This is a genomic window from Gillisia sp. Hel_I_86, assembly GCF_007827275.1.
In the GTDB taxonomy this organism is placed as follows: Bacteria; Bacteroidota; Bacteroidia; order Flavobacteriales; family Flavobacteriaceae; genus Gillisia.
Map to the genome: position 1 here is coordinate 3362027 of NZ_VISE01000001.1, position 25843 is coordinate 3387869.

The following is a 25843-nucleotide window of genomic DNA, read 5'->3' on the forward strand; positions in this document are numbered from 1 at the left end:
GATAGTCAAAAAAATGACCGTTTATTGATTTTGTGTCAATTTGACACTGTTTTTTTGTTTTGAATGGGTTACGGCAGCTTTCACAAAACCAACAAATAGGGGATGAGGATTCGCTACGGTGCTCTTGTATTCTGGGTGATATTGCACCCCAACATACCAAGGATGACCTTCTAATTCCACGATCTCCACCAAACCGGTTTCAGGATTTATCCCTGTGCTCTTTAACCCGGCATTTTCCAATTCGTTTTGGTATTTGTTGTTGTATTCATACCTATGTCTATGTCTTTCTGAAATCACATCAGACTTGTAAATATCCTTAACAAGGGAACCTTTAGAAAGTTCACAATTCCAAGCACCCAATCTCATGGTTCCCCCTTTATGTGTCACTTGTTTCTGCGCTTCCATAATATCTATAACAGGATGTTTGGTTTCATGATCCATCTCTGTAGAGTTGGCATTTTTTAGCTGAAGCACATTTCTCGCAAATTCTATAACCGCCATTTGCATCCCAAGGCAAATCCCCAAGAAAGGAATATTATTTTCCCGGGCATAGCGCACTGCATCAATTTTACCTTCAACTCCCCGCTCCCCGAAACCTGGAGCTACCAAAATTCCATCCAAATGTGCGATCTTGTTCTTGATGGTGTTCTCGTTGATAAATTCTGAATGAATACTTTCTACGATCACCTTCACTTCATTTGCAGCACCTGCGTGAATAAAGGATTCCAATATGGATTTATATGAATCCTGAAGTTCTACATACTTGCCAATAAGCCCTATTTTAACTTCGTACTTGGGGTTCTTATGGCGTTGTAAAAACTGGTTCCAACGTTCCAAATTTGGAATGGTATCATCTGGCAACATCAATTTTTTAAGCACAACCGTATCCAAACCTTCTTCCAACATAAGGTTGGGAACGTCGTAAATAGTTGAAGCATCTATAGATTGAATAACCGCTTCTTGGCGAACATTACAGAAAATGGCAAGTTTTCTTCGGATTTCGTCTGACAGCTCGTGCTCTGTTCTACACACAAGGATATCAGCTTTTATCCCACTCTCCATCAGGGTTTTAACACTGTGTTGAGTGGGCTTTGTTTTAAGTTCTCCGGCAGCAGCAAGGTATGGCACCAAGGTTAGATGAATTACCAAGGCATTATCATCTCCCAGCTCCCATTTAAGTTGTCTAACAGCTTCTATATATGGCAAGGATTCTATATCTCCAACCGTACCACCTATCTCGGTGATTACAATATCATATTCCCCACTTTTTCCAAGGATCTGGATACGTTCTTTGATTTCGTTGGTGATATGTGGCACAACTTGTACCGTCTTCCCCAAGAATTCGCCACGGCGTTCTTTTTCTATAACGCTTTGGTAAATTCTACCGGTAGTTACATTATTTGCCTGTGAGGTTTTTACGTTTAAAAAACGCTCATAATGACCAAGATCCAAGTCGGTTTCGGCACCATCTTCTGTCACATAGCATTCGCCATGTTCGTAAGGGTTCAAAGTTCCAGGATCTACATTTATGTAAGGATCTAATTTCTGAATGGTGGTTTTAAAGCCACGAGCTTGTAATAGTTTTGCCAAAGAAGCAGCGATAATTCCTTTTCCCAAAGAAGATGAAACCCCGCCGGTGACAAAAATATACTTGGTTTCGGCCATTTTGTACGTATTTGTTGTGTTGCTTTATTCAGGGCGCTAAATTACAAAGAAGAATAGAAAAAAGCATTCAATTTTAAACCTAATATTTGAGACCGGAAAACCTTAGGTAAACACCTGAAATGGACTAGTTATTAGGGTATCTCAATCTAATATTGCGAAGAATGCTTTCCATCCCGTTCACCTTTAATTCGGTTACTTGTTGTAGTTGATCTCCCAACGTTCCTTCTGGAAAACCTTTTTGGCGGTACCAAATAAGGTAATATTCTGGGATCTCCGAAAGGAACAGGCCTTTGTATTTTCCAAAATACATTTTCGCATAGGCTAGTTCTATAAGTGCTTTTTTATCGGGTTTTATCTCCATGTTCCAAATGTAAGTAGAAAGATCACTTACTTACAATGCTTCACACATAATTCGGAAACCTTATTTTGATTGAGCGGTTTAATAATATAATCTTTTACAAAATTATATTGAGAAGCTTTATCTCGATCTAGATCGCTGGTGCTAGAGGTAAGAATTATAATTGTGGGAGTGTGATTATTTTCTACCAGTTTATCTAAAAACTCCCACCCACTCATCTCGGGCATGTTGAGATCAAGAATAATAATGTTTTTTTGTTCTTTTTGTTGTAGAATCAGTTCCAAGGCTTCTACCGGATTAGTGAAATCTTTTACAGGAATTTGAACATCTTCAATTTCCAATAATTTTCGAGTAATGAAATTTGTGATGGATTGATCGTCCACGAGTATAATTGAATTCATTCGTTTTCAATTTTCAAGATTTTCAATTCTTGGGTTGCCATTTTTATTGCCGCTTGAAGTTCTCTATCCATTTCTTCTGCTGAAGTTTCAATTTTTGGAATTAAGTCTTGTCTAATTTCTTCATTTGTGAAATGAGGAAAAAGCCCAATTAATCCTTGAATTCTGGATAAAGGCTCCCTGATATTATGTGCGTTTAATACTGAAATATGCAATAATTTCTTATTTTTCTCGACAATTTCACTTGTTCTTTGCTCAATAATTTGTTTTTGATTATTGACAATATTCTGGATCTCACTATTTTTTGATCTTATAGTTTCCAGTGCCTCAAGAAGCGATTTATTCTTTGCATATAGCATTTTAGCCAAATAAATCTCATGGAATTTAGCTTCAAAACAATCCACCGCAAGTTTTAAGATTTCAAGATCGGCAACAGTAAAGGCCTTGTTTTTATCAGAAATTAAGGTGACAGTAACCTTTCTTCCGTTATTATTAAACAGCCAAGCCCACATTTCAGGTTTTTCTAGCAAGGAAGTGTCCATATTCCTTTTCAACCATTCCATTGGGACATTATTGGTATATATTGGGATCTCTTTTTCCAATAAGTCCTTTTCATGACCCAACATTTCAGATTTTTCTTCAAAATCATAATCTACCCCACTTTTTGTTATAGAGAAAAACAGATATTTATCCCCCTGTTCTATGGAAAGACGAATTATGTGATAATTTAAAAGATATTTTAAATGAGTTTTCGATACTTCACCAACTTCTTTTAGAGTCTGGCATCTACTTATTTTGTTAGCAAACTTCGAGTAAGCCTCATAAGTGATCCTATAAAGCTGGGCGGAATTTTTAGAAACATCTTGCATGAATATAGAAGTTGTTATTCCAAAGTTTCCAATAACTCATTATCAATTTTAATCCCGGAGACATCTGCTATGGTGTTTAGCATATTAACCAGATCTGCCTGTGCCATTAATTCCTGAATCTCTTTTTTATTGAAACCAGCATTTTCCAATTCTTCAAAATCTGAATCTCCTATGTTCTTGTGATCCAAGGCCGCTTTGGTAATTACATTTACGGCAGTTCTGTAGCTAACTGGCATACTTGGAGAATCTAAATTTTCTGTAGCTTTAAAACCTTCAGCTTCACTTATCATGCTACTCATACTATCGGCAAAAATCCCGTGGGCGTGGGAACAATAATTACAACCTCTCTCCTTGGATACGTTATATATAATCAACTGTTTTAACACGTTAGGAACTTCACCTTCCATAAGGGTGGATTTTAGCTTGTTCCAATTTCCATTCAACAAAGTAGCATTGTCGCCTTGGCATTTAAACCAATTTAGCACAAAAGGGAGTTGTAAGGTTTTCTTAGTATCGTCGTAAATAGCCTGTACTTCTGGTGAAGCATCATCGTAAGAAACCATTGGGTAACGAGAGGTAGTGTTGTTCATTTTTAATTTGAGATTTTGGGGTTAATACATTAGCGGGAAGGAATATACAATATTATAAAATTAGGCTCCATTTTATTTTTATAACTTTTAGTTAAATTCAAATTTTTTGGTAAAGTGAATGATCGATATAAGAATACGATTGCAAAATTGTTCCATATTAAAAGCCACTAAATTTGCCACTATATTTAATGTGTAAAATAAAATTTTCCATTACGCATGCGCCTAGAAATTGCAGTTAGAAATGAACTTTATTGAAAGAGGTGGCAGGGCATCCCAAAATTGGTTCCCAGAAAATTAAGCATATCGAAATTCTAAAAAGAAAAAGTAGATTGTTTTGGAAATAACTAATATCTATGCTTATCAGGTAAATGACCTAATAAGTACATTAGAATGAAAATTGTCACGACGAGCGCAGTTGGGACTTTTTGTTTGACCTTTCGACTGCGCTCAAGGGGACAAAAACCTACTTTAAGTGTTTAACAGGACAATCATTTAATATCTAATTCATTTTCACTTTTGAATTTTTTTAGTAAGAAATAAAAGTTAAATGTTTTTTTATAACTAAGCGATTGCCTAGTTTTGCTTTGTAATTAAGAACAATGGCAAGAACCAAACAATATAAAGAAGAAGATGTTATTCAAAAGGCGATGAAGCTTTTTTGGAGGAATGGCTATGAAGCAACTTCGGTACGTATGTTGGAAAAAGAAATGGGAATTAACCAATTTTCTATTTATTCAAGTTTTGGAAGTAAGCATGGGGTTTTTGTTGAAAGCATTAAAGCATATAAGAATGAGTTAAACAATATTAGAAATTTATTGAAGAATTCCAATAATGGAATTGTAGGGATTAAGCAATTCTTCTATGACTTTTTGGAGTTCACTAAAGAAAATGAAGTGAGAAAAGGCTGTCTTGTATGTAATACTGTAAGTGAATTGGCGACTAAGGCTGAACCAGAACTTATGATGGAATTGATGAAATTCACGGAGGAGATTAGATCCTTATTTATCAATAATTTAAAACAAGATAAAAATAGATCTGAAGAAACAATAGTGAAAGAAGCTAATTTTTTAACTACATCTATGCTAGGGCTTTCATTAGGTTCCAGAATTCAAAATGAGACCCAGCTTGAAGATTACATTGAAATGACATTTAATAGGATATAACTTTTTTTTGCCAATAAACTAAGCGATTGCTTAGATATATGATGGCTATAATTTTAAAATTTAATGATATGAAAACTTTAATTCTAACTTTTACTTTATTAGTAAATTCAGTATTGCTCCATGCCCAGGACTATGCGGTAGTTTTGACTTCTAACCCAAGAACAGCGCATAAGGCCGCAAACTACAGTGAACTCACACATTTCACATCAGATGTGATTTTAAATGAGGAGTTTAAGTATCGGGATTTTTTAAAGAATTCGAAGAAATCCAAGGCTGATTTTAATTTTGACGGAAAAACTTTCACTAAAATGGAGCTCACCAAAACATTAAGAAAAGCTGCGATTACTGCAAGGGATTATAAGGAATTTCAAAAACTCCTTGAGAATAACCACCCTGAGTTCCTAAGCGTTCTTTCAATTAAAGAAATGCATTTGTTGTATGAGAAATTCCGAAAAGGAAGTCTGAATTCATATTTCCAGGACTTAGCAGAAAATTGGTAGCATCAGAATAAAAATTTTATAAACTTTTTTTTCATTCAAAACTAAGCTTTTGCTTAGAAATTATAAACACGTATTAATTAAATATTTAAAACTATGAGTACATTAAAAGTTCACACAATCGAATCTGCACCAGAAGGTAGCAAGGCATTATTAGAAAACTCCCAAAAAGCATATGGTATGGTGCCAGGATTACATGGGGTTTTAGCTGGCGCTCCGGGCATACTGGAGGCTTACCAAACTATACATCAACTATTTGTTGACTCCTCTTTTAATAATGAAGAATTAACGGTTGTATGGCAAACTATTAATGTAGAACACGAATGTCATTATTGTGTACCGGCACATACCGGTATTGCAGCAATGATGAAAGTAGAGGAAAATATCACGGAAGCTTTGCGAAATAGTATGCCTCTGGAAAACCCAAAATTAGAAGCATTAAGGGATATGACCTTGTCTATTGTGCGCAATAGAGGAAATGTAAACGACAGTGATATCCAAGCATTTTATACAGCTGGATATGGTGAAAGACAAGTTCTTGAGATCATATTGGGACTATCTCAAAAAACAATCAGTAACTATACAAACCATATTGCTCAAACGCCCATAGATGCGCCATTCCAAAAATTCGCATGGAAAAAGGAGAATGCAACTGTCTAATAATTAAAATTGTAATTTACTAATAAGCCTTCTGGAATACTTTCGGGAGGCTTTGTGATAGCTATTAAAACTGTAACTTTTTATTAGTCTCCAGATGAAACAGCTACACAAAATAAAAAGGCGGTTTATCAGAACTTTTATAATATTGTTGTGAGGGTAGACTATTCAGAATAGATAATTAATAGCATAATTTTTAATAAAATAAATATGATTAAAGTAAGCGTAATGTATCCTAATGGACCAAAGACAAAATTCGATTCAGAATATTATAAAAAATCCCATTTACCAATGATCGCCGAAGCCTTAGGGGATGCACTAAAAGGTATTGAGTTCAACATAGGTATTGGTGGGAGAAAACCGGGGGAACTTGCTCCATATGTAGCAGTCGCCCATTTAACATTTGATTCTATAGAATCATTTCAATCGTCTTTTGGACCTCATGCTGAAAAATTTTCGGCAGATGTTCCTAATTATACGAATGTTGAAGCAGAGCTTCAAATTAGTGAGATTGTAAGGTGATTTTGATTCCGAAGAAAATAAAATTAAAAGATTAATATGAAAGATAAAATCAAAATAGATATAGTATCAGATGTGGTTTGCCCTTGGTGCACCATTGGCTACAAACGTTTGGAAAAAGCCATTTCTGAAATGGGAATTCAAGATAAAGTGGAAATCGAGTGGCATCCCTTTGAACTTAATCCAAACATGCCGGAGGAAGGGGAGAATGTGCAAGAGCATATTGCAAATAAGTATGGCGCTAGTCTAGAAGATCAAAAACGATCCCAAGAGCATATGAAGAAAGTTGGAGCTGAATTAGGCTTTGAATTTGACTATTTCGACGATATGAGAATGGTAAACACAAGAGATGCCCATGTTTTGCTGGAATATGCCAAGGAAAATGGCAAACAAACAGATTTACAAACGCGCCTAGCAGAATTCTTCTTTAGTGAGCGAAAAGATGTTTCCGATAAAGAAATTCTAAAGCTTGCCTTGCAAGAGGTTGGTCTAAATGTAGATGGGGCGATGGCACGATTAGAAAGTGATGATGCAAGAAATCAGGTTCAATCTAAAGAAGCGTATTGGAAAAGTTTAGGAGTAACCTCGGTACCCACAATAGTTTTTAATCAAAAAAGTGCGGTTACCGGAGCACAGCCAGTTACTGTCTTTAAAGAGGTATTGACTGAATTGTTACAGGAAAACATGGGATAATTATAAGCACTAATTCAATAATTATTTTCTTTTTTCAGTAAAAAATATCTTCATAATTTTTAGCTAATTATAGGTTGATTTAGACAGATTCAGTGCCGTATTTATATTTGAAATGGCGCTGAATCTGTTTTGTTATATTAGGAGCTACGCTGAAAACTTAAAAATGCCAAGCACTTATTCTGAATTTTTAAATACTTAAATTTGCGGCATATTTAAATCCATGAAATACGAGTATCATTTACGGGTAAGCCCGGAAGCAGCGGCCAAACCAGAACTCTTATTAAGAGAAGTGTCCAAAAACTCCGGAATATCTACTAAAAAGATCAAACATGTTGAAATACTAAAAAGATCTATAGATGCAAGACAGCAATCGGTGAAGATCAATTTAAAAGTGGAGGTGTATGTAAATGAGGATAAAAAAGAAAACCCTTTTGAGCTTCCCCAATATCCCAATGTAAAAGATCAAGAAGAAGTATTTATAATTGGCGCTGGACCCGCAGGGCTTTTTGCTGCACTCCGCTGTATAGAATTAGGTAAAAAACCTATAATTATTGAGAGGGGAAAGGATGTTCGCAGTAGGAGAAGAGACCTAAAGGCATTAAATATAGAGCATATTGTCAATGAAGATTCCAACTATTGTTTTGGAGAAGGTGGTGCCGGAACCTATAGTGATGGTAAATTATATACCCGATCTAAAAAAAGGGGGGATGTAAATAGGATTCTTAAGCTCCTAGTTGCTTTCGGGGCTACCAAGGAAATCTTGGTAGATGCGCATCCACATATCGGGACAAATAAACTACCTGCAATTATCGCTGGTATGCGGGAAAAGATCATCGAGATGGGCGGGGAAGTGCTTTTCGAAACAAGAGTAACCGATATTATTATTGAAAATAATTCGATAAAGGGAATTAAAACCTTTAAAGGGGAACATTTTAATACCAAAAATGTCATTTTAGCCACAGGGCATTCTGCGAGGGACATTTTTGAATTGTTATTTCAAAAAGGAATTAAAATCGAAGCAAAGCCGTTTGCTTTGGGAGTACGAATTGAACATCCACAGCAATTAATAGATAAAATTCAATATAAATGTGACGATAGAGGAGAATTTCTACCTCCTTCCCCATACAGTATTGTGAAGCAAATAGGGGGAAGAGGAATGTACTCTTTTTGTATGTGCCCCGGTGGGGTTATTGCACCATGTGCCACAAGTCCCGGGGAAGTGGTTACCAATGGTTGGTCCCCAAGTAAGCGGGATCAAGCTACTGCAAATTCTGGAATTGTTGTAGAATTAAGATTAAGTGATTTTAAGCAATTTGGAGGTTCTCCACTGGCCGCAATGGAGTTTCAAAAAAGTATAGAGCAAACTGCTTGGTTGCATGGTGGTGAAACACAACGTGTTCCTGCACAAAAAATGGTGGATTTTGTAGAAGGTAGAATTTCATCAAATTTACCGGAAACTTCTTATAAACCTGGAATTACTTCCGCAGATCTAAAAAATGTTTTCCCTGAATTCATTCATTCCACCCTTCAACAGGGTTTTAAAGAATTTGGAAAGACGATGCGGGGGTATTATACCAATGAGGCCATAATACATGCCCCAGAATCACGAACATCTTCTCCTGTAAGAATTCCAAGGGACCCAAAAACCTTGGAACATATACAGATTAAAGGTTTATTTCCCTGTGGTGAAGGAGCAGGATTTGCCGGGGGCATAATTTCCGCTGCCATAGATGGCGAAAAATGTGCAGAAAGCTGTATTGCCTTAATGAGTTCTTCCAGCTAACACCCCTTCCAAAGGTTAAAAATTATATAATTATGACTATTATTTTAAGGCTATTTTTCACTTTTGCCTAGCTTCAAAAATTATAAATTTCAAGTAAAAAATAAAGCATTATGGCAATTATAGGTTCAATTATCAAGGGTTTAATAGATTTAAGGGATAAAATAGTTTCTGAACCAAATGCCGACGAAGCCCAACTAGATGTGTTGAAAGGTTTATTGAACAAAGCAAAGGATACTGCTTTTGGGAAGCATTACAAATTCGAAGAAATTTTAGAATCAGAAGATATTCGTGCTGTCTATGCGGCGCAAATTCCGAATTTTGACTATAATAAAATAAATAAAGAATGGTGGTCTAAAATGCGCGATGGGGAGACCGATGTGGTTTGGCCGGGGAAACCACCCTATTTTGCTTTAAGTTCTGGGACAACTGGTAAGACAAGCAAGCGTATTCCGGTTTCGGAGGACATGGTGGAAGCCATAAGAACTTCTGGAATAAAACAAGTGGGAGCTTTAACTAATTTTAACCTTCCCACAGATTTTTTTGAAAAGGAGATCATGATGTTGGGGAGTTCCACAGATCTGCAAAAGGAAGGGGATCATGAAGAAGGTGAGATAAGTGGGATCTCTGCTGCTAATATCCCGTTCTGGTTTAAAGGTTACTATAAACCTGGAGAAGACATAGCGAAAATTGAAGACTGGGATGAACGTGTGGAAATGATTGCGAAAAATGCCAAAACATGGGATATTGGAGCGATCTCGGGTATTCCTTCTTGGATTGAATTGATGTTCAAAAAAGTGATAGAAACCCATAACCTTGACAACATCCACGATATTTGGCCTAATTTTCAAGTATACACTTCTGGTGGCGTAGCCTTTGAGCCCTATGAAAAAAGCTTCAATGCATTGTTGGCCCATCCAGTTACTGTAATAGACACCTATTTGGCTTCAGAAGGATTTATGGCATATCAACAACGTCCAGAAACCCATTCAATGAAGTTGGTGTTGGATAATGGGATCTATTTTGAATTTGTCCCTTTTAAGGCTGAATATGTAAAAGAGGATGGTTCTATAACAGATAACGCACCTGTAGTTCAGTTAAAAGATGTAGAAGAGGAAGTGGATTATATCCTGCTTATTAGTACTGTTTCTGGTGCTTGGAGATATTTAATTGGCGATACCATTAAATTTACTGATGTTGGTAGGCATGAAATCAAGATTACAGGAAGAACAAAATTTTTCTTGAATGTTGTTGGTTCACAATTATCTGTCAATAAAATGAACGATGCGATCCGAGAACTGGAAAAGAAATACGATATAGAAATCCCGGAATTTACATTGGCAGCAGTTCGAATTGATGGAGAATTTCATCATTCTTGGTATTTGGGAACAGAGGCAAAACTAAATAATGATGAGCTGGCCGAAGCCTTGGACAGCTCTCTTAAAAATGCCAATAAAAATTATAAAGTAGCTAGATCTAAGGCCTTAAAAGGGGTGAAGGTGACTACCATCCCTCCAAATCATTTCTACGAATGGAACGCCCTTAATAAAAAGAAGGGTGGACAAGTAAAAATGGAACGGGTAATGAACGAAGAGAAGTTTGGACAGTGGGAAGAATTTATTGGAGGTTTATAAATTAAGAACCTGCTATTCCTTTAATTCATCTACTAGCAAGAGAATCTCTTCGGGCGATAAATACAACTTTCTAATGCGATCCTTGTAAACGGTAGAAAGATGCGCGTGGTTTAGGATGAAATCTTTGGTAGCAAGGATGTAATTTCCCATTCCATGGCTTACCGCAAAGGTATCGGCAGCTCTTTCAGCCACTTTAATGAACTTATGGGAAGTAAGGTAGCCTATGCCGAATTGGATAAGGTTAAAACCGCTGCGTTCCTGATAATCCATGATATGTCCCAGTTCGTGACCTATCCAACCTATAAGAACATCTGAAGGCACTTCTGAAATAGCGAATGATTCATTTTCAATATGAAAATTTTCGCTTATCATAACAAAATAAGATCTATTTTTTTTGTTTTTGAAAATTCCAGAAAACTTGGGCTGTGCCTGCATAAAAGACTTTTTTATCTTTTCTTTGAACCTGAATTCAATTGGAGTATCTTTTAATTCTGGATAGTGAGAAAGTGCCACATGTACTTCGTCGGCAATGGATTTAGGAATGATCTTATTGGTAATTTCAAAAGTATTTAGATCTTTCATAGTTAGAGCGGAGAAGCTATAGGCATTGGGTTGCAAGAAAGTTAAGAATACAATACCAATGAATTTAGCTTTAAAATTGAACAAAGTATTTTATAAATTTAAGTGGTTTAAAGATAATGTTCTAAAATCGTTCCAAAAATAATTTTAGAAAAGTTTAAAATATAAAAAAGCTTCGCACATTGTGCGAAGCTTTAAAATTGTCATAAGTATAGTATACTATAAACGAAGCCTAAGCTTGTTTTACATTTACTGCATTTAATCCTTTTCTTCCTTCTTCTAGATCAAACGTAACTTCGTCGTTTTCTCTAATTTCATCAACAAGACCATTTGCATGTACAAAATATTCTTTGTTTGACTCTTCGTCTGTGATAAATCCAAATCCTTTAGTGTCGTTAAAGAATTTTACGGTACCTCTATTCATTATATATAAATTTAATTTGTGCAAATATAGGATTATTTTTAGACTATTTACGTTTTAACAGGTTTTTTTAATAAAATTTAATTTTAATGGGGTTTGTGCAATGATATACCTGTCTTTTATCGTGCCCTGAATTGTGAAGCATAAGAATGTTTCAAGATTTTTTGCCGACATGTTGAAATGCTGCATTAAGTTACTTTGATGGGTTTTTTGAAAATATTAATTTTCTGCATTAGGTAATTTTTTATTACAGGTTTAAGTAAAACGAAAAACTGAAAATAGCCAATAAGAGTTGTAAATGCCATAAAATGGGCATCAGAAAAAATTGCCTGAATTGAACTATTCCTATTTTATTAAATAATTACAGGCAATTATTAATTAGGGTTTAATTCTTGTTAAACTATACTAAAACAACAGGGTTTTTTAACTCCATACTGCGAAATTTGTTTCGTAATTCTAATGAACCCCATATATCCAAAACCAATGAACCCCCAATTTAACAGCACATTTTTATTTTTTATATCCTTACTGTCTATTATGTTTTTTGCAGGTTCGTGTACCAACAAATCTGGTAAAAGCCTTGATAAGGATATTAAAAAAAATGCTGAAATAGATAGTACAATAGCGCTTCCCAAAGAAAAGTTGGAGCCACCTTTGGTTATAAATTATAAAATAGATTCGTTAAAAACTTCGGTAGAATTGGATAGTTTTAAGAATAGATATTCTGAGGCTCATCTAAAAGTAATTTATGCGCTTAACAGGATTGAGGCAAGGAAAGTTGGAAAAGGAAAAAACCTTATTGTTCCAGATACCTTGTTCGAAGATATTTTTAATTATTCGCCTTTTCCAAAAAACCTTGAGTTAATTTGTGATATACCGAAAACGGTTTTAATCTCTCAACGTATACAGGGGTTTGCACTATATGAAAATGGAGCGCTTGTAAAATGGGGACCTGTGAGTTCTGGCAAACAATCTACTCCAACCCCAAATGGATTACATTATGGAAATTATAAAGCAAAGAGAAAAATAAGCACCGTTAATAAGGAGTGGATATTGCCGTATTATTTTAATTTTATGAATTTCGAAGGGGTGGGAGTGCATCAATACGCGTTGCCGGGATATCCTGCTAGCCATGCCTGTGTTAGGTTGTATATGGATGATGCCAATTATATTTACGATTGGGCCGATCAGTGGGAATTGACTTCGAATGGTAGAGATATTATTAAAAAGGGAACTCCGTTTATGGTATTTGGCACATACGATTATAAGAGTGAAGTTCCATGGCTACAATTGGCTATAGACAGGCTAAACAATAACCTGATAGACGAAGAGATGAATACACTAAAAGATTACGTGGCTAAATACAACGAATATATAAAATCTATTAAACCTAATGATTTGGAAAAAGATTTGTCTTTAGAGGAAGGAACAATAGTTACTTATAATTAAGGAACTATTTTAATATCTAAGTTTTAAGAAGCCCTAATTCTTCAATAGTTCGAAGCACCCCATTTTCATTGTTATCGAAGCTAGTTACAAACTTACTGGCATTTTTAATTTCGGGGTGTGCATTTTTCATGGCATAACTAAACGTCGCATTCTGCATCATTTCCAGATCATTTAAATAATCTCCAAAGACCAAGGTTTCTGCGGGAGTAATATTCAATTCTTGCTGTATCCCTTTAATAGCATTGCCTTTGTTTGCTGAAAGGGAAGTAATGTCTATAAACACACTTGCCGCAATGGCTATTTTAAAATCATTTTTATAATCTTGGAAATGCGGAAATGTATTTTCTTCTACACCATTAAAATTGCAAAGCGTTACTTTCAAAATGGTATCATCTACCTTGGCAAGATCTTCTACAATTTCTAAACGCTGGTAATATTTATTGATCTCTTTAAAAAAATCTTCGTCTTCAGTTTCTATATAAGCTGAGTTTTTGCCACAAAGTACCAAATTGGTATCGTCAAGGTTCCTGCCAATTTCAATGAATTTATTTGCATCTTCTCTTCGTAAGGGATTCAAATAGATCTCTTTTCCTTTATAAACAACGTAAGTACCATTTTCAGCAAAAAAAAGCATACGGTCCTTAATTCTTTCAAATTTACTTTCCAGATTATAAAATTGCCTTCCACTGGCTACAGAGAACATAATTCCCTTGTTGGTTAGTTCCTTTTCAATATCCCAAAAATCTGGATGTATTTGATGCTCATCGTTGAGCAAAGTCCCATCCATATCAGTAACAATCAATTTTATCATAGTTGGTTTTAAAAAACTTCAAATATAGTTTTTATACTGGTGATTAAAGCTAAGATAAGATCAATTCTAACTCTTTAGGGATAGACAACTAAAATAAAACTGCATCTACTATAGTGCCTACTACTGCTAGAATAATTGCTAACCAAAGGGAAGCAAGGAACCCTACTGTTTTAAAATCTTTGCTTAATTGATCTGCAAGTTCAATAATAATAGCGTACGCAATTACCCTGGTAATAAATCCTAATCCTAAAAAATAGAATATACCAAGGGTTGCGATATTTAATATGGAAGTTAGCAACCAGCTTAAAAGAAAACTTAATACTCCTATAATCAATGCGACGATCAATGCCGATTTAAAACCTTTTAACTCCACCTTGCTCATAAATCTTGCGGCAAGCAACAATACACCGGCATCTATAATTATATGTAATAACCATTGCAACATATTCGAAGATTTAAATTATGGATTAAAATCTATAGCAATAATAACAAAAAATTAGAAGGATCTAATAGCGGTTTACAGGATTTTCTTCACCCATGTTTTTAGGTGTTTGTTTAGTTAGAATTTCCAAAACTGCTTTAAGGTTGGCGAGCTTTTCGCGTCGTATCAAACTTTTATCTGTATCATAATGGTTCTCCTTGGCAGGAAATCCAATATAATTCAAGCCCAAGCTTTCCGCAATGAAAAGCGCCCTTGGAAGATGGAATTTTTGGGTAACAACAATAGCATTTGGAATCTTATAAATAAGGTCCGATCTATACATACTGTCATAGGTGTCCAAGCCTGCAGGGTCTGTAAATATCAAATTCTCTGGCACTTCTCTCTCCAATAGGTAATTCTTCATGGCACTTACTTCATCGTAATCATTTCGCCTATTGTCACCACTTAAAAGAAACTGCCTTCCCCTACCTGCCCTGTAAATCTCTAGTGCGGTATCTACACGATCCTTTAATATTGGAGATAATTGTCCATTGGAATGCACACTGGCTCCAAGAACAATGATGGTATTGGAAACAGGCAGGTCAGAGATATTGGAATAAATTTCATCTGATGTTGTTTTAACAACATACGTGCTAAGCCCCCAAATAAAAGCAATACCACCTCCCAGTACAATTAAAAAATAAATTAAAAATTTCTTAAACCTATCCATCTATTTCGTGTGTAGCATTTGATGATAACCAGTAGTATGTAAAAGTAGTATTTTTAACTTAGTTAGAATTGCTTTCTACCACGCATCTTTTTAAAGAAAATGAATTACAAGTGGAGTTGTTTTCTCTTGCAAATACTTATGCCTAAATTTGTATTCTTAATAGTTGAACAAGAAATGAACAATATTGAAGCTTTAAAGTGGAGGTATGCCACTAAAAAATTTGATGAAAACAGGCTCCTTTCAGAAGATAAAATAGAGATTTTAAAGCATGCCTTTAATTTAACTGCCACTTCTTACGGCTTGCAACCTATTAAAATGGTAATTGTCCATAATAAAGAGCTTCAGCAAAAACTGGTGTCCTATTCTATGAACCAGCAACAAGTGGCATCTGCCTCCCATGTGTTGGTAATTTGCATTGAACGTGAAATAGGTAGGGAATTTATAGAGAACTACTTCAAATATGTTCAGAAGGTCCGTGCTACGCCTAACGAGGTCCTTTCTCCATTTAAAGATTTCTTGATAGACGATTTCAAGAATAAACATATAGATGAAATTACTTCTTGGGCTACAAATCAGGCATTTTTAGCCATGGGAACCTTGCTTACTGTCTCTGCAACCGAAGCTATAGATGCATGCCCAATGGAAGGTTTTGAACCTGATAAATACGATGAAATCCTTGGTTTGGATAAATTGAACCTTAAATCGGTATTGGTGTTGCCAGTTGGATATAGGGCAAAGGATGATATGTTTTCTGAATTTAAAAAGGTACGAAGACCAATTTCAGATATTATTATAGAACTGGAATAAACCAATTTTTTAGTATTCCGGTTAAAGATTAAAGATCGCTTCTCTGCTAGAGACAAGAACAAAGACTTGACTGGAACTAACTAATAAACATCATGAGATTTAATTTATTATTTAGAGGTCAGTAAGTATGTTCATGCCAAAATTATAACGTGTAGTAGGGATGTCAGGTTGAGCGTCCCGATGCCTCGGGAGAAACCTCCTTTTTAAGCTAAAAAGTTCTCGACTGCGCTACCATTGACGTGTTTTTATTTATTTGTGGATCCAAGACCCTGAAACCAGTTCAGGGTAACGATGCGGAATTGTCGTCATGCTGAACTTGTTTCAGCATCCCATCAGCTTATATAAAAACAAGTCAATTTCCTACGCTGGATAATTTTTTTATCACGGATCTCGAACAGACAAAGCGAGATATTATAACTTTTTGAAAACCAATAAAATAAACGATAAAAACCCTATGCAGCTATCTACTGGCCTTTATTGTTATTTTTAAAATGAGTTCTAACAGCCAAAAATAGTATCAGAAACATATTCTTAAAAACCATACCTGCGTCAAACCATTGCCCGAATCCGATTCTCCTGAAATTCTATTAAACAGTAAAGAAACTATTCAATAAGTTACATATTCCATGATCTCCAATCCATAGCCTATCATCCCCACACGTTTTGTTTGTTGGGAGTTGGATAATAATTTGATTTTATGGATCTCCAGATCGTGCAAAATTTGTGCCCCTATACCAAAATCTTTATAGTCCATTTTAATCGGTGGGGCTTTAACCTCTCCTTTTTTCTGACGGTCTTTTAACTCTGAAAGCCTATTTAATAAATTAAGTGATTGGTTTGCAGGATTAATAAATACAATGGCCCCGCGCCCCTCATCATTTACCGCCTTGAACATATCGTCCAATTTCTTATCGGCATTATTGGTAAGCGTGCCTAAAATGTCGTTATTGATTAGCGTAGAGTTAACACGTACCAAAATTTCTTCATTGGTTTTCCAAACTCCTTTGGTAAGCGCAATATGTACTTGATTATTTGTGGTTTGTTTATAGGCCCTTAACCTAAAAGTTCCAAAACGGGTCTGGATATCAAAATCCTCTTTTTTTTCTATCAAGGAATCATGTTGCATCCTATAGGCCACAAGGTCCTCGATGGAAACCAGTTTAAGATCAAATTTATTGGCAACCTCAATAAGTTGGGGCAATCTAGCCATAGTACCATCTTCATTCATGATTTCCACGATCACTCCTGCCGGCTGAAATCCTGCTAACCTAGCAAAATCTATAGCGGCTTCGGTATGCCCCGTCCTTCTTAATACGCCACCTTCTTTAGCTTTTAAAGGGAAAACGTGTCCAGGCCTACTAAGATCGATAGGTTTGGTAGCTGGATCTATCAATGCTTTAATAGTTTTTGCCCTATCGGATGCAGATATTCCCGTGGTCACTCCATTTCCTTTAAGATCTACGGAAATGGTAAATGCAGTTTCCAAGGGGTCGGTATTATTCCCAACCATCATATCCAACTTCAATTCCTTACAATGCTCTTCAGTAATGGGAGCACAAATAAGCCCGCGACCATGAGTGGCCATAAAATTGATCATTTCTGGCGTTACAGCTTCTGTTGCGGCAAGAAAATCCCCTTCATTCTCCCTATCTATATCATCTACAACAATAATAACCTTGCCCGCCCGGATGTCATCTATGGCTTCTTGGATAGAATGTAATTTTAATTGGTGTTCGTTTTGGATTGCTTGCGGCATAATATTGGTTTCTTGTTCAGGCTGCAAAGATATTTAATCTATTTTGTTTCCGTCTTACTCCTGAAGAGTTTTTTAATAAGTCGATTAAGTGGAGCCGTGAAGTTGCCAAATGCTAAAAGACCTTGATCTGTAGTTGCCCTATATGTGAAAAAGATCCCTAATGGCAACATGATTAAGGTTGAAAGCCATGAAGCCAGAAACGGACTCATACTTCCATCTTCCGCGCTGTTTTTAGCAAAAATTCCGATAAAGTGATAGGTAAGGAAAATTAAAATGGCAACTACCATTGGCAGTCCCATCCCACCTTTTCTTATTATTGCACCTAGTGGGGCACCAACAAAGAACAAGACAATACATGCTACCCCCAGTACATATTTTTCGTGCAGGGCGATCTCAAATTTATTGAGTTGTCTTGTGCTGTTCTTGAATTCCTGTTTTTTAATGGTAACATTGGAGAGGGCTGCATTCACAGATCCTAGAGAAAGATCTACTATTTGCAATGCGTTCTTGTTATTGTATAATTCGAGGATGGAGTCATCAAAATTGGCAATGGAATCTTTAGCCTTGTAATTGGATGCAAAATAGGTTGCACCAGTTCGGCTATAAATAACCTCGGCAAACTTATTCAATTCTTGATTGTAGGAAGTGGAGAAGGAATCTATACTCTGTGAAAGCTCTCCGATCTTCAGCATATTTTGGGAGTTTCTGTAGTTCTCATCATCCAGATCTACATCATTGAAATTGGAAAGATCTATATTGATTATATATTCCTTGAAATAACTTTTAGCGAAAGGTTTGTTCTTCCGTTTAGAAGGATCCTTCTGCGGAATTTCATCATAATAATTGCCGTCTTTTAAAATAAGGGAGAGCACTTCAGAATTTGTGCTTCCTACCAATTCTCCTTCAGTAGCTTTTATAACTGTGAGATTTCCACCTCTTGCAGATTTTTGATGGATAATTACATTCTTTAGATACTGGTCGTTGTCACCGGTTTTTTCATCTACCTTGATGTTAAAATCTTGAATGTCGTTAAAAACCCCTTCAGAAATTGCCATTGTTGGCTTTAACTGCGCAATATTTTTTCTAAGATTGATGGATTTAAATTCGGCAGCAGGAATTACATTGTTGGAAAAGAAGAACGCAACAAAGCTTATAAAAACAATAAAAACGGTAAGACCTTTCATCGCTCTTTGCAGGGAGATCCCTGAAGATTTCATGGCGGCAAATTCATAATTTTCAGCAAAACTTCCAAAGGTCATAATGGAAGTAAGCAAAATGGTAAGCGGTAGCACCAAGGGCACTAGTTTTGGGGAAAAATAAAGCAGGAATTTTAGAATAATTCCTGCGTCCAAATCTTTTCCGGCGAGTTCACCTATGTACAACCAAATGGTTTGAAGCACAAAAATGAACATTAGAATGATAAAAACAACAAAAAATGTTTTTAGGTAACTTACCAATATGTACCGGTCCAGTATTTTCAACTTAATCTAATCTATTGATATAAAAATCTTTATATCGTCCTTCATTAAAAGTGAACAAGCCTTTTGCCAAGGGCTGATTGGTTTTGAAACTTTTTACTGTAATGGTGATCTTTGTTCCGTTATCCTGCGTTTGAATTAAATTATAGATATGCTTGGTTTGACTATCTATACCCAGTAAAATGTTCTTCACATCGGCCTTGCTGTCCATTGGGGTTAACTTAACATATTGGATTTGCCTACCTTTCACATCTTGGGTAATATCCCATTTGTAAGTATACCCTTCTTCGTAAAAAGAGAACATTTTAGAAGGCGTAATGTTATTGTCATCTTCCTCCACGTAATTCGAAATGTTGATTTCTTGATCTTCTGGGATAATGGTGTAAATTTTCTTGCCATCGAATAATTGGGTGGTCCCCATTAAATTCAAAACATACTTATTGCCATTAATACTAACATCACCCCGGGTTTCTTGACTTACGCTCTCTGCGGTATTTTCTAAAGAATATTTAAAGTCGATCACCATGTTGTCATAGGCTTTTACCTTAGAGGATACTTCGCTCAATAATTTTTTTGCTTTTGCAGATTCCTGTGCATTCATAGCGAAAACGCTGAACAAGGCAATCATTACAATACTTAATCTTTTCATTTTTAATTTTTTAATGTTGTGTCTCAATCGTTTAATAGTTGGTCTAAAGAGACGAGATCTGTCACCAAAACCTGGCGGGCTTTACTTCCTTCAAAAGGGCCTACAACCCCGGCAGCTTCTAATTGATCTATAATTCTTCCTGCACGGTTATAGCCCAGCTTCAATTTTCGTTGTAATAAAGAAGCAGAACCTTGTTGCGCAATTACTATAACTTCTGCGGCTTCCCGGAACAATTTATCTCGCTCGCTTACATCTATATCAAGTCCTGTGCCACTCTCTGCATCCTCATATTCCGGGAGTAAATGGGCATCGGGATAGGCTTTTTGAGAACCAATAAATTCTGTGATTTTATCAACTTCTGGAGTATCCACAAAAGCACATTGAATACGAACCAGATCATTCCCTTGTGTAAACAACATATCTCCCCGACCAATTAACTGATCGGCTCCTTGACTATCCAAAATAGTTCTGGAATCTATTTTAGAAGTTACCCTAAATGCAATTCTAGCTGGGAAATTGGCTTTTATAATCCCTGTGATAACGTTTACAGAAGGTCGCTGGGTAGCGATAATCAAGTGGATCCCAATGGCACGGGCCAATTGTGCTAACCTGGCGATAGGCGTTTCCACTTCTTTTCCCGCTGTCATAATAAGATCGGCGAATTCATCGATAACCAGGACGATATATGGAAGAAATTTATGTCCGTTCTCCGGGTTTAGTTTTCGTGACTTGAATTTTACGTTGTATTCTTTGATATTTCGGACCATCGCATCTTTTAGAAGATTGTAACGATCGTCCATTTCTATACATAACGAATTAAGCGTAGCAATTACCTTGGAATTATCTGTGATAATGGCATCTTCCGATCCCGGGAGCTTTGCAAGGTAATGACGTTCAATTTTATTGAAGAGGGTAAGTTCTACTTTCTTTGGATCTACCAAGACAAACTTCACTTCTGCCGGATGCTTGCAGTAGAGCAGGGAGGTTAAAATAGCGTTCAGCCCAACAGATTTTCCTTGCCCCGTGGCTCCAGCCATCAATAAGTGGGGCATTTTGGCAAGATCCACCACAAAGGTTTCATTGGAAATGGATTTTCCCAATGCCATTGGCAGTTCCATTTCGGCATTTTGGAATTTAGGGGAAGCGATCACAGAGCGCATTGAAACAATCGTGGCATTTTTATTTGGTACTTCAATACCAATGGTTCCTTTTCCTGGAATAGGTGCGATAATTCGAATTCCGAGGGCCGCAAGGGAAAGTGCAATATCATCTTCCAGGTTTTTGATCTTGGAGATACGAATTCCCGCTTCGGGAACTATTTCGTATAAGGTAACCGTTGGCCCTACCGTTGCTTTTATGTGGGCTATCTCGATCTTGTAATTCTTAAGCGTAGAAACAATGGTGTTTTTATTAGCTTCCAGCTCTTCCTGATCTACGGTGATCCCACCACCTCCGGCATTGTAATCTTTCAGTAAATCTATGGTAGGCCATTTGTAATTTTTAAGCTCTAAAGTTGGATCGAATTCCCCAAAATCTTTAACCAATTTACTGCTTAGCGTGTCTTCAACTTCTTCCTCCTCCACTGTTTCAATTTCCATTTGCACGTCTTCATCTATAGCAACTTTTTTGGAAGCAGGAGGAGTATTGATAGTTAATGGGGTAGGAGTGGATTTATCTTGTATAGTTGAAGTTTCATTTTTCGGAATCACTTTGGATATCCAATCTTCTTCCTCGTGTGTCTTATTTATAGGAGTACCTGAAGTTTCAAAATCTTCTTTTATTTCTTGCTTTTTCGAATTTACGAATGAAGCTATTAATTCAGGAGTAATCTTTAACCTAAAAACCAAATAAGCAATTAGTATAAATGTTAGCAAGAGGGAGGTTCCTATTAAACCTATATAATCTTGTAGGTAGTCATTGATTTCAAACCCAACCCGGCCGCCCAACATGGCGTTCTTTTCAGCAAAAAAACCGAAAAATACTGCCCACCAGATCATCATTAACAATCCCCAAAACCAAAACTTAAAAAGATTTTTCAGTTTAAAATCAAAGAAAAGATAAACCCCGGTAAGTGTTACCAAACCAGCTAGTATAAATGCTGCAAGTCCAAAACCATTAAAAATAAAGAAATCACTGATGCTTGCACCAAACTTGCTCATCCAATTTTTAGCTACCAGCTCCCGATTGCTAAAATCCTGAAGTGTACTTTGATCTGCCTGCCAATTAAATAAAAAGGAAATAAACGCAATAAGTAGGGCAATTCCCAATAGCATTAGAAAGCTGCCCAAAACCACTTTTTGTTGCCTGGAAAATTTAAATCCAGGCTTTTTGATCTTCGTATTTTTAGTTTTTCTGGTCGAGGCTTTTTTCTTGGCCATAAATTCTCAAGGGAGTTTGTGCAAAAATACAAATTAGCAAGTGTCTAATATAAAGAATCGGATTTCAATATTAACAATTAGGCATTTTAACTTTTATAAAATCAAATCTAAGGATTTTATTCTTTAAAATGTGGAAAGCCATATTCTATAAGCTAATAGGTTAGCATGTAAATAGTATTCGCGGTTTTATTGATTTTGGGCACATTGTCACGAATTCACAAATAATTTTTCGGAATTTTCGAAATCAACGTTTCGGGAATGTGTGATCAATGGTCCTATTTATTTTCTTGTACTAAACCAAGTAGTTATCGGGACAGATTAACGAAAAAGCGGAATATAGCTGGTTAAAATAATTGCTGACACGAAACTGGACAAACAGGAAATTAGTTATAGACTAAAGAAATTCCGGCTACTACAAAATTTCGCCCAAATATTTCAGTGTTTTCTGATGCTGCATTATAGATATATTTTAAATTGAGTGGAACGTTGAAATCATTGTTTAAATTGAATTCCCTTGCTAGTGCGACTCCTAGGTTAATAAAAGAAACCTTATCGAAATCTGCATATTCATAATATTCAGCTTTATTGTTGAGAACGGCTCCTGCAAAAGGGTTTACTTCAATTTCTGCCAGCACATCCTCAAAATAATAGTTTAGCTCTACATAGGTTGTAAAGTTTTGTTTCGGATTTTCCTCATTGGCATTATATCTATAGTCGTTCCCGGCAACGAAAGTGCTAATGGAGGCTTCCAATGGTAGCCAGATTTCAGAAAAATCCAGCACTAAAATAGCATCGATCGTTTGTACAGCATCGTCACGAAAATTAAAGAAATTGGTGTTTTCCCCTTCAAATTTTTCTATGGAAGGATAGTAATAATCCCAAAACTCAATAGAAATAAAATTATTTAGTGCGTAACTAATTCCTAGATCAAACTCTTGATAGGCACGTGGGGTTAGTTCGTCAGTCTCGTAATAGGGACCTTGAAAATTGGTGGTTGCCCAAGCTCCAATGCTCAAGTTTTCGGTAATTGTATAAGTGACTCCAGGTTGAACAGCAACATACTTGCCACCATAGGATTGCCCCCTCCAAATGTATTGATTGAGGATATCTATTTGAGCGCTAAAACTTGATTGTCTTTCAACTTTATTGGTGTCTATAGCACTCTCTTGCTTTTGTGCATTTAGTAATTCAATAAAATTAAATGTAACTAGAAATAGCAGGGTGTTTTTCATAGGGATTTGTGGGCTTAATTTTTGGGGATGCGCAATAAAATTTCATTTATAATATTAAACAGGAGTTCTTTTTGTAAAGGTTTTTTAAGATATCCATAAAAACCTGCTTCTTTGATTTCTGCCTTTATTTCTTCAGAAACAAACGCAGTATGGGCTATTATGGGCAAGTCTGGTCTACTTGTTTTAATTTTTTTTGTGGCTTCAAAACCGTTCATCCCGGGCATTTTTATATCCATCAAAACCATATCGATTTCCGGTGTGTTCAAGCATATCTCTACTGCCTCAAGGCCATTTGCTGCTCGAATAACATTGTGGTTTTTGGATTTTATAAGTTTATTAACCAATAAAAAATTGATATTGTCATCTTCAGCCACTAGAATTGAACCAATTGATTTTTTATTGCTTTCAACAAAATTAACATGGGATATTTCAGGGACATTTCCATTTAATTTGTCAAACCGCAGCGGTAATGTAAAGGTGAAAGTGGATCCTTTTTTAAATTCGGATTGTAAACTCAAATCTCCCCCCATCATCTCCACATAGGCTTTGGAAATGGCCAATCCCAATCCCAATCCGCTTTTAAATTCTGAAGATTTATGTTCTAACTTGCTGAACCGATCAAAAATCAACTTCTGATCGTCTTGATGAATTCCTTGCCCTGAATCTTCTACGGTAAAAACCAGTTTATTTTTTAAAGTATCAACCGTATAGCCAAACTTTATAAAACCATGATCTGTAAATTTTATAGCATTGGTAAGCAAATTGGTGATAATCTGTTTAAGCTTTGTAATATCCACCATCACCTCTTTTTCAAACGGGATTTTGGGAAGGTCCAGTTGAAAATCAACCTGCTTGTTTTTGTCGATGGTGATTTTTACCGAATCATAAATTTCCCTAAGAGTATCTTGTAAATTTACGGGAGCATAATTAGGTGCTATTTGGTCTGAATCAATTTTAGACATTTCTATAAGATCGTCTATAATTAGCACTAGATTTTCCCCGCTCTTTCCTATGATTTCTATATAATCCAAGCGCTCTTTTTTAGATATACCAGGGTCTTTAAGCAAATCTGAAAAGCCTAAAACCGCATTCATTGGAGTTCTAATTTCGTGGGACAGGTTGGTTAAAAATGCCATTTTTAATCTGTCCCCCTCCTCAGCTTTGTTCTTCGCTTTTATAAGCGCTTCATTTTGTTTATTGTTTTTATCAAATAACTCCCCAATATGGCCAAATTCCCCAGGTATTTTCTTTAACTCTTTAAGTGCTTTTTTATCTTTTTTTCCGAGAATTCTTTTTATTAAAGACAAGGGTTTATATATCCATTTTTTAAAAAAGAATAGGATTACTAAGAGGTTGACAAAAAATATGATAATAGTAAGATATAATATGTTCTTGATGATATCAGAATGGATATTGATTGGCCTCGAAAAAACAATTCTTGTAATTTGTTTATGGTCCCAATTAAATAAAGGGATCGTAGCAGTAATTGCCTCATGGTGGCCAACCTTGTTGGTAGCGGGGTCGTTTTGTGATAAATATACGGTTGCACCGCTAATTTGCTCTAAATTTTTAAGGTATTCCTTATCCAAAAGTCGGCTAATTACGAAGTAACCGGAAGGTTCAGTTTTTGTTTTTTCAGGATCGTTGGAAGGATGTACCGTGGCCCCCATAACTTCCATCACTCCTTCGGGAAGCAGTATAAAGAATTTCAGGAATCTATTTTTATTAATTAATGGAAATACAGATGGGGGAATATAGTTTTCTGAAGCGATATTACTGGTAGATTGGCTTCTAATCAATTCCTTATCTAAGTTATATACTGCCACATAATCTATATCATAAAAATCAATTACCGTAGCCACAGATCCATCAAACCATTCTGCATCTGGATTATTGAAAAAATCAACAAAATCATCCCAAAAAGTGTAATCCATGATGGTGGAAAGCAAGGGTTCCGATTTAAGTTCAAAAAGGATATTAACTTGATTGTCCAATTGTTCTTTGGCATCATTGTTAACTTGGGATTCATGCCTATTTATATAGTAATAAAGGGAAATGAATAAAACCGAAAATAGACCGGTTAGTATTACAGTTAAAACAATAAGCTTTTTATAGGTGCTAAAAGAAATATTCTTTTTTCGCATAGGCTAGGGTAAATTGGGTTTGGGGCAACCTTTATAATGATTCATATAACAAATCTCACAAGAGGTTGAAGCAATGTATTGAATTTTTAATACATATAGTTCAAACAGGTGTTAATAAATTTATATTTGTGTCAATATAATTAAATAAATGTTAATTTTTGATGC

Annotated in this window: 25 protein-coding genes; 9 read left to right on the top strand and 16 right to left on the bottom strand. The window is 35.8% G+C overall.

All coding sequences use genetic code 11. From position 1 onward, the window contains the following. Positions 1-21: 21 nt before the first annotated feature. From JM83_RS15125 to JM83_RS15145, 5 genes are all read right to left on the bottom strand, one after another. The gene (locus JM83_RS15125; RefSeq protein ID WP_144962980.1) at positions 22-1665 is read right to left on the bottom strand and encodes a CTP synthase; all 1644 of its coding nucleotides are present in this window, start codon (positions 1663-1665) and stop codon (positions 22-24) included. A 124-nt stretch (positions 1666-1789) separates the two neighbouring features. Continuing rightward, complete coding sequence (locus JM83_RS15130; RefSeq protein WP_186435013.1) at positions 1790-2026, bottom strand: DUF3820 family protein; 237 nt, start codon at positions 2024-2026, stop codon at positions 1790-1792. Positions 2027-2052: 26 nt separating this feature from the next. Continuing rightward, a complete protein-coding gene (locus JM83_RS15135) occupies positions 2053-2424 on the bottom strand; it encodes a two-component system response regulator (protein ID WP_144962981.1) in 372 nt (123 codons plus the stop codon). After that, entirely contained in the window at positions 2421-3290 is an 870-nt protein-coding gene (locus tag JM83_RS15140; protein ID WP_261376598.1) for a histidine kinase, read from the bottom strand. Before JM83_RS15140 ends, JM83_RS15135 begins: the two co-directional genes overlap by 4 nt. A 14-nt stretch (positions 3291-3304) precedes the next feature. Beyond that, complete coding sequence (locus tag JM83_RS15145) at positions 3305-3880, bottom strand: carboxymuconolactone decarboxylase family protein (protein ID WP_144962982.1); 576 nt, start codon at positions 3878-3880, stop codon at positions 3305-3307. A gap of 599 nt (positions 3881-4479) precedes the next feature. Here JM83_RS15145 and JM83_RS15150 point away from each other — a divergent pair. The 7 genes from JM83_RS15150 to JM83_RS15180 all read left to right on the top strand — a co-directional run bounded on the left by JM83_RS15150 (position 4480) and on the right by JM83_RS15180 (position 10823). Next, positions 4480-5043 carry a TetR/AcrR family transcriptional regulator gene (locus JM83_RS15150; protein ID WP_144962983.1) on the top strand — a complete coding sequence of 188 codons (564 nt, stop codon included), beginning with the start codon at positions 4480-4482 and terminating at the stop codon, positions 5041-5043. Positions 5044-5111: 68 nt separating this feature from the next. Then, on the top strand, positions 5112-5543 hold the full coding sequence (locus JM83_RS15155) for a hypothetical protein (protein ID WP_144962984.1): 432 nt from the start codon (positions 5112-5114) through the stop codon (positions 5541-5543). Between the two features lie 93 nt (positions 5544-5636). Further along, positions 5637-6200 carry a carboxymuconolactone decarboxylase family protein gene (locus JM83_RS15160; RefSeq protein ID WP_144962985.1) on the top strand — a complete coding sequence of 188 codons (564 nt, stop codon included), beginning with the start codon at positions 5637-5639 and terminating at the stop codon, positions 6198-6200. Between the two features lie 207 nt (positions 6201-6407). Then, positions 6408-6719: an EthD family reductase gene (locus JM83_RS15165; RefSeq protein ID WP_144962986.1), complete on the top strand. Its 312-nt coding sequence runs from the start codon at positions 6408-6410 to the stop codon at positions 6717-6719. A gap of 36 nt (positions 6720-6755) precedes the next feature. After that, the gene (locus JM83_RS15170) at positions 6756-7409 is read left to right on the top strand and encodes a DsbA family protein (protein ID WP_144962987.1); all 654 of its coding nucleotides are present in this window, start codon (positions 6756-6758) and stop codon (positions 7407-7409) included. Between the two features lie 220 nt (positions 7410-7629). Beyond that, on the top strand, positions 7630-9192 hold the full coding sequence (locus tag JM83_RS15175; protein WP_144962988.1) for an NAD(P)/FAD-dependent oxidoreductase: 1563 nt from the start codon (positions 7630-7632) through the stop codon (positions 9190-9192). A 110-nt stretch (positions 9193-9302) separates the two neighbouring features. Further along, entirely contained in the window at positions 9303-10823 is a 1521-nt protein-coding gene (locus JM83_RS15180; RefSeq protein WP_144962989.1) for a GH3 auxin-responsive promoter family protein, read from the top strand. A gap of 12 nt (positions 10824-10835) precedes the next feature. Here JM83_RS15180 and JM83_RS15185 read toward each other — a convergent pair whose 3' ends face one another. Together JM83_RS15185 and JM83_RS15190 are read right to left on the bottom strand one after the other, a co-directional pair. Beyond that, positions 10836-11405, bottom strand: a complete 570-nt coding sequence (locus tag JM83_RS15185) for a hypothetical protein (protein ID WP_222430237.1) — start codon at positions 11403-11405, stop codon at positions 10836-10838. Positions 11406-11634: 229 nt separating this feature from the next. Continuing rightward, a complete protein-coding gene (locus JM83_RS15190) occupies positions 11635-11826 on the bottom strand; it encodes a cold-shock protein (protein WP_010229690.1) in 192 nt (63 codons plus the stop codon). A 534-nt stretch (positions 11827-12360) separates the two neighbouring features. On the opposite strand from JM83_RS15190, the gene JM83_RS15195 reads away from it, so the two are divergent. After that, a complete protein-coding gene (locus JM83_RS15195) occupies positions 12361-13272 on the top strand; it encodes a L,D-transpeptidase (RefSeq protein ID WP_261376627.1) in 912 nt (303 codons plus the stop codon). Between the two features lie 16 nt (positions 13273-13288). Here JM83_RS15195 and JM83_RS15200 read toward each other — a convergent pair whose 3' ends face one another. From JM83_RS15200 to JM83_RS15210, 3 genes are all read right to left on the bottom strand, one after another. Beyond that, positions 13289-14083, bottom strand: a complete 795-nt coding sequence (locus JM83_RS15200) for an HAD family hydrolase (protein ID WP_144962992.1) — start codon at positions 14081-14083, stop codon at positions 13289-13291. A gap of 88 nt (positions 14084-14171) precedes the next feature. Next, positions 14172-14528: a phage holin family protein gene (locus JM83_RS15205; protein ID WP_144962993.1), complete on the bottom strand. Its 357-nt coding sequence runs from the start codon at positions 14526-14528 to the stop codon at positions 14172-14174. A 61-nt stretch (positions 14529-14589) separates the two neighbouring features. After that, the gene (locus JM83_RS15210; protein ID WP_144962994.1) at positions 14590-15234 is read right to left on the bottom strand and encodes a vancomycin high temperature exclusion protein; all 645 of its coding nucleotides are present in this window, start codon (positions 15232-15234) and stop codon (positions 14590-14592) included. Between the two features lie 174 nt (positions 15235-15408). On the opposite strand from JM83_RS15210, the gene JM83_RS15215 reads away from it, so the two are divergent. Beyond that, positions 15409-16041, top strand: coding sequence for an NAD(P)H-dependent oxidoreductase (locus JM83_RS15215; RefSeq protein ID WP_144963809.1), 633 nt, complete (start codon positions 15409-15411; stop codon positions 16039-16041). A 607-nt stretch (positions 16042-16648) separates the two neighbouring features. Here JM83_RS15215 and ribB read toward each other — a convergent pair. The 6 genes from ribB to JM83_RS15245 all read right to left on the bottom strand — a co-directional run bounded on the left by ribB (position 16649) and on the right by JM83_RS15245 (position 25678). Then, positions 16649-17797, bottom strand: coding sequence for a 3,4-dihydroxy-2-butanone-4-phosphate synthase (gene ribB, locus JM83_RS15220; protein WP_144962995.1), 1149 nt, complete (start codon positions 17795-17797; stop codon positions 16649-16651). Between the two features lie 38 nt (positions 17798-17835). After that, entirely contained in the window at positions 17836-19278 is a 1443-nt protein-coding gene (locus tag JM83_RS15225; protein WP_186435014.1) for an LptF/LptG family permease, read from the bottom strand. A gap of 1 nt (position 19279) precedes the next feature. Then, the gene (locus JM83_RS15230) at positions 19280-19924 is read right to left on the bottom strand and encodes a LolA family protein (protein WP_144962996.1); all 645 of its coding nucleotides are present in this window, start codon (positions 19922-19924) and stop codon (positions 19280-19282) included. Between the two features lie 23 nt (positions 19925-19947). Beyond that, on the bottom strand, positions 19948-22302 hold the full coding sequence (locus JM83_RS15235) for a DNA translocase FtsK (protein WP_144962997.1): 2355 nt from the start codon (positions 22300-22302) through the stop codon (positions 19948-19950). Positions 22303-22685: 383 nt separating this feature from the next. Then, positions 22686-23534, bottom strand: a complete 849-nt coding sequence (locus tag JM83_RS15240) for a TorF family putative porin (RefSeq protein ID WP_144962998.1) — start codon at positions 23532-23534, stop codon at positions 22686-22688. A 14-nt stretch (positions 23535-23548) separates the two neighbouring features. Next, positions 23549-25678, bottom strand: a complete 2130-nt coding sequence (locus tag JM83_RS15245; RefSeq protein WP_144962999.1) for an ATP-binding protein — start codon at positions 25676-25678, stop codon at positions 23549-23551. Positions 25679-25843: the final 165 nt, after the last annotated feature.